This window comes from Streptomyces massasporeus, from assembly GCF_014648995.1.
Lineage (GTDB): Bacteria > Actinomycetota > Actinomycetes > Streptomycetales > Streptomycetaceae > Streptomyces > Streptomyces massasporeus.
On sequence record NZ_BMSE01000045.1, the window covers coordinates 1 to 9102 of the forward strand.

Sequence of the window (9102 nt, forward strand, 5' to 3'; positions counted from 1 at the left end):
GTTGGTGTTTTGGTGCTGGTCGGTGGGGTGTTGAAGGGAGGGCTGGCACTGTCATGAGGCGAGAGACTGGTGTGTGGGTCGCTGTCGTGGGGCTTTATCTGATGGTGGGTGATGCTGTCTCAGGTTCGTGAGTTCTTATGCGCTGAGGTGGGCTGGGCGGGTGTGATCGTGGGGTGGATCAAGAGGTAAGGGCCGGCCGTGGGGCTGTGCTGCCGAGGGCGTTGGTGGTGCGTCGTCTGCTGGAGAGGCAGCAGGTGGGGGAGTTGTCGACGCGGCATGTGCGTGCGGTCGCTGAGACGGTGGGTGTTTCGGAGCGTACGGTCTGGCGCTGGCTGGAGCAGGCGAAGGCGACAGGGCGGGCGGAGGCGCAGGTCCGGCAGGGATACGCGGTGTCGGACGAGGTGTGGGAGCTGCTCGGTGAGGCGGGGGGCAATGTCTCGGAGCTGAGGCGTCGGTTGGTGGCTGCCGGCGGTGACGTGCCCGTTCCGTCGATGTCGACGTTGAGCCGGGTAATCCGCAGGGACCGACGGGCCGGGCGGGCTTTGCTGACCGGGCGGGAGCCTGAGGTGGCCGGGCCGCGCCGACCGGATCCCCTCAGCGAGCTGGGCCTGAACGTCGTGGCCGGCCAAGGCACAGGCGGGCAGGTGTTTCTGCGGGAGCAGAAGCATCTGACGCAGGTCCCGGTCCTGGTTCCGGGCGCGCAGGTGGTGCACACGCCTGCTGTGCGGTCGGTGCTGCGGACGGTCGCGCACGCGGCCGCGGTCGGGGCGGTGGTGTGTCTGTACGGCGACGCCGGCCAGGGCAAGACCGTCGCGCTGCAGTACGCCCTGTCCCAGCTGCCGCACCCGGCCCGGGTCCGCCGGGTCCACGTCGGTGTGCACCCGACAGTTCCCGAACTGCGCCGGGTGCTCGCGGACGCCCTGGAGCTGGGCAGGCGTCTGCCGCGCGGGGCGGGGGAGGCCGACCTGATGCTGGTGAACGCGCTACGGCAGCCTCGTGTGCTGGTATTGGACGAGGCACAGCGCCTTCCAGGGCCGGCGCTGGAGTTTCTGCGCGGGCTGTGGGACCACCCGGACACGGACACGGCCCTCGTGCTGGCGGGTGCGGGCAGCGAGCGGGCGCTGCGCCGGGTGCCCGCGCTGGCGTCTCGGGTGCTGACCTGGGAGTTGGTGCCGCGTCTTGGCCCGGGCGAGGTGGCAGCGGCGATGGCGGCCTTCCATCCGCTGTGGGAGGACGTGAGCGAGGACGATGTCGTGTGGGTGGACGAGCATGTGGGCCACGGCAATTTCCGGACGTGGGCGAAGCTCACCTCGCACCTGACCGCCGAGACCTATGGCAGGAGCCGGGCGGTGGTGGACCGCGGGTTGCTGGAGCGGGCCTGCGCACGGCTCATGGGGCCGCTGTGACCGGCGCCTCCGGTCCGGGAGAGGCTGGCGGCCACGAGGACGGTCCGCACGCGCGGGGAGGTCTGCCGTCTTCCTCCCTGTCGGCGCTGCGCGGCCCTGCCGTGCGCCGGCTGCTTGCTCTGCGGCAGGACCAGAAACTGACGACCCAGCATGTACGGCTGATGGCTCAGTCGTTGGAAGTGACGGAGCGCACGGTGTGGCGGTGGCTTGCGGCTGCCGAGCGTGACGAGTCCGCGGCCGCGGCGCCCGGGGCGCGGGCCCAGAGTAAAGACCGCTTTTCCGTCACCCCGCAAGTGCGCCGCCTGCTGGCCTTGTGGAAGGGCAACGTCGCGGCGGTCCATCGCGAGCTGATCGCTCGCGCAGCCAAGGGCGAGGGGGAGCCACCTCCGTCGATTCCGACGCTGCACCGGGCGATCCGCCGTGATTTGACGCCGGGGGAGCGGGCTGGGCTAGCGGGTGGGGAGCGGGCGGCGCGCAAGCATGATGTGTTCCTGGCCCGGCCGCGCCCCTGGCGTAACCAGGTGTGGGAGACCGATCACGTCCAGGCGCCGGTGCTGGTCGATGTCGACGGCAGGGCTCGCAGGCCGTGGATCACCTGGTTCACCGACTGCGCGACGAACGCGATCATGGGTGTCGCGGTCACGCCGGTGCATCCGTCGCGGGAGTCGGTGCTGGCCGCGCTGCGCTCCGCGGTCCTGCGCGAGGAACCCTACGGCCCGTTCGGCGGGCTGCCGGAGAAGGTACGGGTGGACCGTGGCAAGGACTTTCTGTCCCGGACGGTGACGGCCGCGTTCGATCTGCTGGATGTGACGGTGGAGGACCTGCCTGCCTACACCCCTCACCTCAAGGGCACGGTGGAGGGGCTGAACCGGGCGGTGGAGAGCATGTTCCTGGCCGCGCTGCCCGGCTATGCCCGCCAGCCGCGCCCCGGCAAACGGGCTTCCCGTCCGAAGGACGAAGTGCTGCTCAGCTTCGAGGACTTCACCGCCCGGCTGCTGGCCTGGACGCTCTGGTGGAACACCGAGCACCGCCCGTCGCCGTTGCGGGGCAAGACCCCGCTTGAGGCGTGGCAGGACGATCTCACCCCGCTGCGGGACGTGCCCGCGACAGATCTGTGGACGTTCACCCTGGAGGACGCCGGCACCCGCACGCTGACCACCCGCGGCATCCGCTTCCGCAGACGCGATTACGTGGGGCCGTGGATGACCGGCCAGGCCGGGATCCAGGTGAGGGTCCGTTTCATGCCCCACCACGACCACCGGATCGAGGTCTACGACGCCGCCACCGGCCGCTACCTCGGTTCTGCGGACCTGGCCGACCAGGCCACCGAGGAACAGATCAGCGCCGTACGAAGGGCGCGGTCCGCTCGCGCACGCCGCCTGAAGAAGGACCTGGAGGCATCCCAGCGCGAGCGCTACGCCGCCGTGAATCAGCCCGAGGCACCTCAACGGCTCGGCGCGCTGACCACCGCGCAGGCCGAGGCAGAACTCGCTCAGACTGCCGACTCCGACCTTGCGCAGCTCGCGATGCCGGACCTCATCCCGCCCGCAGCGCCCCCGGCAGACTGGCGCACCCCGGCTTCCCTGGCCGCGCTGACCACGCCAGGCCCACCCGTCCCGCATCCGTACGGCCGTGACGGCGCTTCCGCCCCCGACGGCCCGGGCGGGCGGGCCGCACCTCCCATCACCGATGAAAACGGAGACGCCTCGTGACCGCGGCCACCTACCAGTACGTCGACCTGCCCGATGCGTCCGTGGTCACCACCCGCGCCCTGCTCACTGCCCGGGAGAACATCACCGACACCGTCGCGGCCCGCGCGATGATGTGCATCCACGGCGGGGCCGGTTTCGGCAAGACTCTCGCTGTCAACACCTGCCTGCGCGGACTCGAACCCGGCGAGGACGTCCGCAAGATCACCTTCCGGGCCCGTCCCACCGCCCGCGCGGTGCGCTACGAGTTGTTCACTGCCCTCGACCTGCCGGGTGAACCGCCGCGCCACCCCAGCGAGTTCGACCGCCTGCTCAAGACCGCCCTGGCCGAACGCCCCCGCACCTTCCTGGTGGATGAGGCCCAGTGGCTCAACGGGGAGGCGTTCGAATACTTCCGCTACCTCTGGGACGAACCCTCACCCCAGCTCGCCATCATTTTCGTCGGCGGCGCGGGCTGCCACACCGTGCTGCGCCGCGAACCGATGCTCTCCTCCCGCGTCTTCATCTGGCAGCAGTTCACCCGCCTCACACCCGACGAGGTCCTCGAGGTCATCCCGCTGTTCCACCCGGTCTGGGCCGATGCCGACCCCGAGGACATCACGTTCGCCGACAGCCACGCCGCGCACGGCAACTTCCGCGCCTGGGCCCAGCTGACCGCCCACACCCGTACCGCCCTGGCACGCACCGGCCGCCCTCGCGTCGACCAAGAGCTGCTGCGCTGGGCCTTCAGCCGCCTCGCCTGACCACCCCGCCCATGCCTCCTGCCCCGCCGCTGCCGTCCGTCACCGTGGTCATCGACCGTCACGACGACACGCTGCACACGCACACCGCTCTGGCCGCCCACCAACCGTCGTCCGGCCGGATCACCCTGCACCCCGGCCCGGGCACCACCAGCGAAACCGGCCTCGCCCACGACCTTCTCGTCGCCCTGGGCAAACCGCCCCTGCTCCCGGGCCGTTTTCCCGGCGGCCGCCAGCCCGCATAGGAAGCCGCCACCGCCTGGATGACCGCCCTGCCCGTCACCCGGCTGACCGTCCTGCGCGCCCACCGCCTCACCGCCCGCCGCACGATGCGCCTCCTGCAGCTCCAGGCCCACACCGGCATCCACCTGACCCTGGTCTGCCACCGCCCACACCTTCCCGCCGCCCTGCACCAAGCCCTACGGACGGCCGACTACTCCCTCACCGCAGACTTCGAGGCTGCCCGCCGCCACTACTACGGCACGCCTATCGCCGAACCCCCGCCCGCAGACGAGCCCACCGCGCCGGCCAGCCGGTGGCTCACCCTGCCCGCACTGGACCGCCTCATCTCCTACGACAGCCCCCGCCCCTGCGCCGCCCCGTGCACGCCACCGCCGATCGCCTGGCGGCACCGCCCGCCACCCACGCCTCTCACCTCGTACGCTGCCCAGCAAGTCGTCCACCGGCTTCATGGGGTGACCGCACACCCTCGCTTGGCCGCGACCGTTGCCGCCGCACTGATCACCGGCGCCTCCCTCCAGCAACTTGCCACCGCACGCCCTCGCGACTACGACGACGCTGCGGCCACGCTCGCCCTGCACGACCGCGCCCGCTACACCGACGGCTGTGCCGCCTACCCCGTGCCGCCCTGGGCGGGCGTCTTCCTGCGGGCGGCGGCCTGCTTCGCCCGGCTCGTTTCCGGCGAGGACCAGGAATTGTTCGCCGCGCCAGGCAACCGTGCCCTCCTGCTGCGCGTGGCGGAGATGGCCAGCCTGCGCCCGCCCCAGCCGCCTGCGGCCCGTCGCCAAGGCCCGGCCGGCCGTGTGGAGTGGGACTGGCGCGAGCGGCAGGAGGCCACAAGGTACGAAGCGATGCTGGCCGTACGCGCCAGGCCCTCGCGGCGCTGAACGCCCTGACGCGTCCGATCAGAGGGCAGGCTCATCCGATCGAGAAGTCGGCGAACTCGAGGTCTCTGAAGGCGATGTGCAGGCCGTGGGCGCGGCGGCCCCCATCGCGGAAGTAGGCATGCCCCAGCCCGCGGGCGAGGATCACTAACTGCTGCTGCTCGCCCGCACCGGCGTCCCGGGCGGCGAACAGCTCCCGGGCGACCTCTCCCGGCAGGGCCTGGGTGATCCGCCGCACCCGCGGATCGTCCGAGGAGCCGGCCGCAGCAGCGAACCCGAATCGCGCCCTGGTGTGGAAAACGAAGCCCTCCGCTTCGGCCTGGGCACGTCGGCGGGCCCGTATCCGGGGCTGCCACCGAGCCAGGACCGCTTCCTCGATCACCCGGAGATGCAGCGGACCTGGCGGGCGACGCGCTCCGGGCTTCTTTGTCACCCACCTCTGCACGGTGCGCTGTGACACCCCAAGGACTGCGGCCACCCTCCGGGTGGAATGCCGATGTGCTGCCAGCAGAAACCGCAGGCGAGCCTCGGTGCTCAAGGGAACGGGCCGGGTGCGCAACGCCTGCTCCAGCCCCTGCTCGATATGCCCCACGTCCGCCTCTCCAAGCGGCCAGTCGACAGGCCGGCATCCCAGCCCGTGACTTCAGTCCTCCCACGCTGTCTGCCCCCTGACCGCCGTTTCCGGCATTCCCGTGACAGCACAACTGGCGTCGGCTAAGAGAGCCCCAGGAGAGCGCCGATGACAGAACGGGTTACGCCCAGCGCATACCGATGGCGGAGAGCTGTTCGATCCGTTCCAACGACAGCGACGCGGCTCTGGATCTCTGATTCCCGACCCATGCCCCGAGCTTGATCTGCCGGACCTGCTGGTCCTCGTCGTCCTCGTGGCCGCCCGCCTCCCCGTCCCGGCTGCCGACGATGATCTGTTCGATGTGTTTGCGGGGGACTCGGAGGTGTCCCTCGCGTTGGTAGTACTGCTTGGCGGCAGCGTAGTTGAGGGCCCATTTGTCGGCCTGCGTACGGCGCGGCTTCGGCTTATCGTCCTCGGTGGCGGGCTCGATCCCGAGGACCTGCTCCAGCATCCACTGCTGCACCCCGGTGAGCTTGTCCCAGCCCAGACGCTGGGCACGCGCCCACCGTCCGAGGTCTTCGCCCTGGTGCAGGACGGCACCCGGCTCGGTGGGCAGCGTGCCGCCGGCCTCGAGGTGCTGCCGGGTGAGGTGAAAGGCGCGTTGCCATTCCACCGGCCAGGCCGGGCACCAGGACGGGTCGATGTCCTCCAGCTGTTCGCGCCGCTCCTCGGACAGCGCCCCGGCCGCCGGCCCGACCGGGAGTCCTTCGGCGCGCCGCTGTTTGATCTCGGCCGCCTTGCGGGCGGCGGCCCGCGCGTTCTTCAGCCAGATCCCCACTCGGTAGCCCTGGTAGGTGGCGTCCAGCGGCGCCAGCAGGTGCCCGTTCGCTTCGGCCCATCCACGCGCGGCGGCGAGTCCTTCCTCCCACGCGACGTCGAAGTGCGACCACACCATGCCCAGCTTCTCCAACTGCTGGACACGGTCATCGTCCATGTCGCCGCGGGCGTGGAAGCGCCGGTTGTCGGCGATCCACTGCCCGAGGGGGAACCCGGCGAGCGAGGCCGGCCATCCCTCGGCCTCCACTGCCTGGTCGTCGCGGCCGGGTATGCGGTAGGTGAAGGGCACCTTGAGGTTGCCGTATTCGCGGGCATAGATGACGGCGGCTTCGATGCCGCGCCGCCAGTGGGCGTGCTCGGGGTTGAGGACGCGCAGGTTGATGAATGCGGCCAGCTGCGCGGGGTCGCGGGGTGTGCTGAACTTCAGCAGTTCTCGTGCCGGTACCGACATCCGGTCGCTTCGGTCGCTCTCGCCTTCCTGCTCCCCGCTACGGCTCTGCACGCCCCTGACCCGGCTCCGTGCCTGCTGTTCGGCGAGCTGCTCGACGACTCGGGCGTCGTGGGCCCTGAGCGCTTCCAGCAGCTTCGCCAGCCCGCCGTACGCCCGGCTGGTGAGCATGTTGTCCGGTGTCTCGCCGGGTCCGAGCAGGGCCGGCACCACGAGCGATGCGACCTTGCCGTCGCCGGGCTGCATGCGCAGCGCGCGGCCCACGGCCTGGACCAGATCGGGCATGGAGCCGCGGACGTCGGCGAAGTAGACGGAGTCGCAGTTCTTGGTGTCGACACCCTCCCCGAGGACCTTCACCGAGCCCAGAAAGCCCTTCTCCACCACCGTGCCATCCGTGGCGACCCCGGCCGCGAATTCCTCGAGGACCCGCCGCCGGTGGTTGGGCTTGTGATCGCCGCAGAGCCAGTCTGCCCAGATCGTCTTCGGGTAGAGCTCGGGGTCGGTGGCGTGCAGCTGCGCGGCGACGCCTGGGAGACCGGCCGCGAACGCCTCGGCCTCTTTGACGACGTGGTGGAAGACGAGCGTGCGCCGGAAGCTCTCGTCCGCCGACGCCTTGAGCAGGGCGGTCTGGAGGGCTGCGAGCCGGGCCCCGCGAACCTCGTCCGAACGGCCCTGAACGCCCAGGAGCTGCGCGGCCTGGAGCTGGGTGTCGGTGATGTCCACGCACACCACCTGGTACGGCGCGCAGATGCCGCGGTCGATCGCCTCCGACAGCGTCAGCGTGTAGCAGCGCGCACCGAACGGACCGTCCGGATCGTCCTCCATGCTCGCCACCAGCTCACCCGGCACACCCTGCTGCTCCTGGTCCTCATCCAGCTGCCACAACCGCGGCGTGGCGGTCATGTAGAGACGGCGCAGGGCGGGGACGCGGGTGTTGTCGTGGACGACCGCCCACGGCTTACCCAGCCGCCCCGACGTCCGGTGCGCCTCATCGACCACGATCAGGTCCCAGCCCGGAAGGCCGGCCTGGTGCGCGCGCTCGAGCGTGCCCAGCCCCAGGGAGGCGTACGTGGCGAAGACGGTGACCTTGTCGAAGGGGCGCACCCAGTCAACGAGCTCGTTCACGTCCGTGGTGTTCGGGAAGGCCGCCTCTTCACCGCGCAAGGAAGAGACCCCGATCACCGGGCCGCTGCGGCCTCCCTCACGCCACGCGGCCTCGGTTTGCGCGAGCAGATCCAGCGAAGGCACGAGGACGAGTACACGGCCGGCACGCAGCTCCTCGGCGCTGCGTACGGCGACAAGGGTTTTGCCGGTGCCGGTGGCCATGATCACCTGGGTGCGCAGACCCCGCTCAGGCACGGTAGCTCGTGCAGGCAATTCGAGTACACGGCGTGCCGCGTCCACGGCTTCTCGCTGATGAGGACGGAGTTCCTTCATTGCCATTCCATCGACCCTCTCCAACAAAGCCAGACGATCTTCCTCATACGCCCCATCTGACCAACCAGCCTGCTCACAAGCGGAGTTGACTCACAGCGGCTTTCACTCGAGACAGTGATGCACGCCCTGGATCCGAGATCCGCGCAACCGGCCTTCAGCAGCAACATGCCACACCCCCGAAGCCAACCAGCTCCAGAGTCTATCTTAGCTTCAAAATGAAGCACTCACGACTGTGAATCGATCTCGACGCTACGGGTACTCCGCATCGAATCCAACACTTCCAAGGTGCTTCCGGAGAGTCATGACGCATGAGAACGAAAAGGGCAACCGGTTCTGCAAGGCCTGTGGCACGCCCGCCGAGGACGGGAAGTTGTGCAGCCACTGCGGCGCGGTTTTGGACCTCCCCGATGAGGCCGGGCTGATTGAGGACCAGGGTGCTGCAGTACGGCGGGACTTCGAGCGTGCCCGCAACCCAGAAGGCTGAGTGCGGCCGCCACGGGAGGGGCGAGGCCACAGAGCAACGCCCCTCCCGCCCCCTCTCCTCGCTGCTCGGGCCGAAGGCCCGTTGGCCGCACCGCGCAGCGGGGCCGGCCTTCTGGCCGCGTAGCGGCCCGGGTGGCTGGAGCGCAGCGGAAGCCGCCCTCACGGGGCCGCAGGCCCCGGAGCTCCGGGAGCGCAGCGGACGGAGCGTCACAAGCCTTGCGCAGCAAGGCTTGTGCGCTGCTCGCGCAGCGAGCAGCTCCGCTCACGCGGAGCGTGAGCGGAACACCCGCGCGCAGCGCGGGTGTTCGCTTGCACATCGCGCAGCGATGTGGTACCCGCTCCGCGGG

The 9102-nt window shown here is 70.4% G+C and carries 8 protein-coding genes; 6 read left to right on the forward strand and 2 right to left on the reverse strand.

Going from position 1 to position 9102, the window contains the following annotated elements:
• Positions 1–299: 299 nt before the first annotated feature.
• From IE153_RS40790 to IE153_RS40805, 5 genes are all read left to right on the forward strand, one after another.
• Positions 300–1406, forward strand: a complete 1107-nt coding sequence (locus IE153_RS40790) for an AAA family ATPase (protein ID WP_189594726.1) — start codon at positions 300–302, stop codon at positions 1404–1406.
• A gap of 101 nt (positions 1407–1507) precedes the next feature.
• Positions 1508–3118: a TnsB C-terminal domain-containing protein gene (locus IE153_RS40795; protein WP_438817989.1), complete on the forward strand. Its 1611-nt coding sequence runs from the start codon at positions 1508–1510 to the stop codon at positions 3116–3118.
• On the forward strand, positions 3115–3858 hold the full coding sequence (locus IE153_RS40800) for an AAA family ATPase (RefSeq protein ID WP_189594728.1): 744 nt from the start codon (positions 3115–3117) through the stop codon (positions 3856–3858). The genes IE153_RS40795 and IE153_RS40800 overlap by 4 nt, the downstream gene beginning before the upstream one ends.
• 11 nt (positions 3859–3869) lie before the next feature.
• On the forward strand, positions 3870–4100 hold the full coding sequence (locus IE153_RS42235) for a hypothetical protein (RefSeq protein WP_229829438.1): 231 nt from the start codon (positions 3870–3872) through the stop codon (positions 4098–4100).
• Positions 4101–4118: 18 nt separating this feature from the next.
• Positions 4119–4982 carry a hypothetical protein gene (locus IE153_RS40805; protein WP_229829439.1) on the forward strand — a complete coding sequence of 288 codons (864 nt, stop codon included), beginning with the start codon at positions 4119–4121 and terminating at the stop codon, positions 4980–4982.
• A 31-nt stretch (positions 4983–5013) separates the two neighbouring features.
• On the opposite strand, the gene tpg is transcribed toward IE153_RS40805, so the two are convergent.
• Together tpg and IE153_RS40815 are read right to left on the reverse strand one after the other, a co-directional pair.
• The gene (tpg, locus tag IE153_RS42985; protein ID WP_189594729.1) at positions 5014–5571 is read right to left on the reverse strand and encodes a telomere-protecting terminal protein Tpg; all 558 of its coding nucleotides are present in this window, start codon (positions 5569–5571) and stop codon (positions 5014–5016) included.
• 160 nt (positions 5572–5731) lie between these two features.
• Positions 5732–8278, reverse strand: a complete 2547-nt coding sequence (locus tag IE153_RS40815) for a DEAD/DEAH box helicase (RefSeq protein ID WP_189594730.1) — start codon at positions 8276–8278, stop codon at positions 5732–5734.
• Positions 8279–8573: 295 nt separating this feature from the next.
• On the opposite strand from IE153_RS40815, the gene IE153_RS40820 reads away from it, so the two are divergent.
• Positions 8574–8756: a zinc ribbon domain-containing protein gene (locus IE153_RS40820; protein ID WP_189594731.1), complete on the forward strand. Its 183-nt coding sequence runs from the start codon at positions 8574–8576 to the stop codon at positions 8754–8756.
• Positions 8757–9102 lie beyond the last annotated feature (346 nt).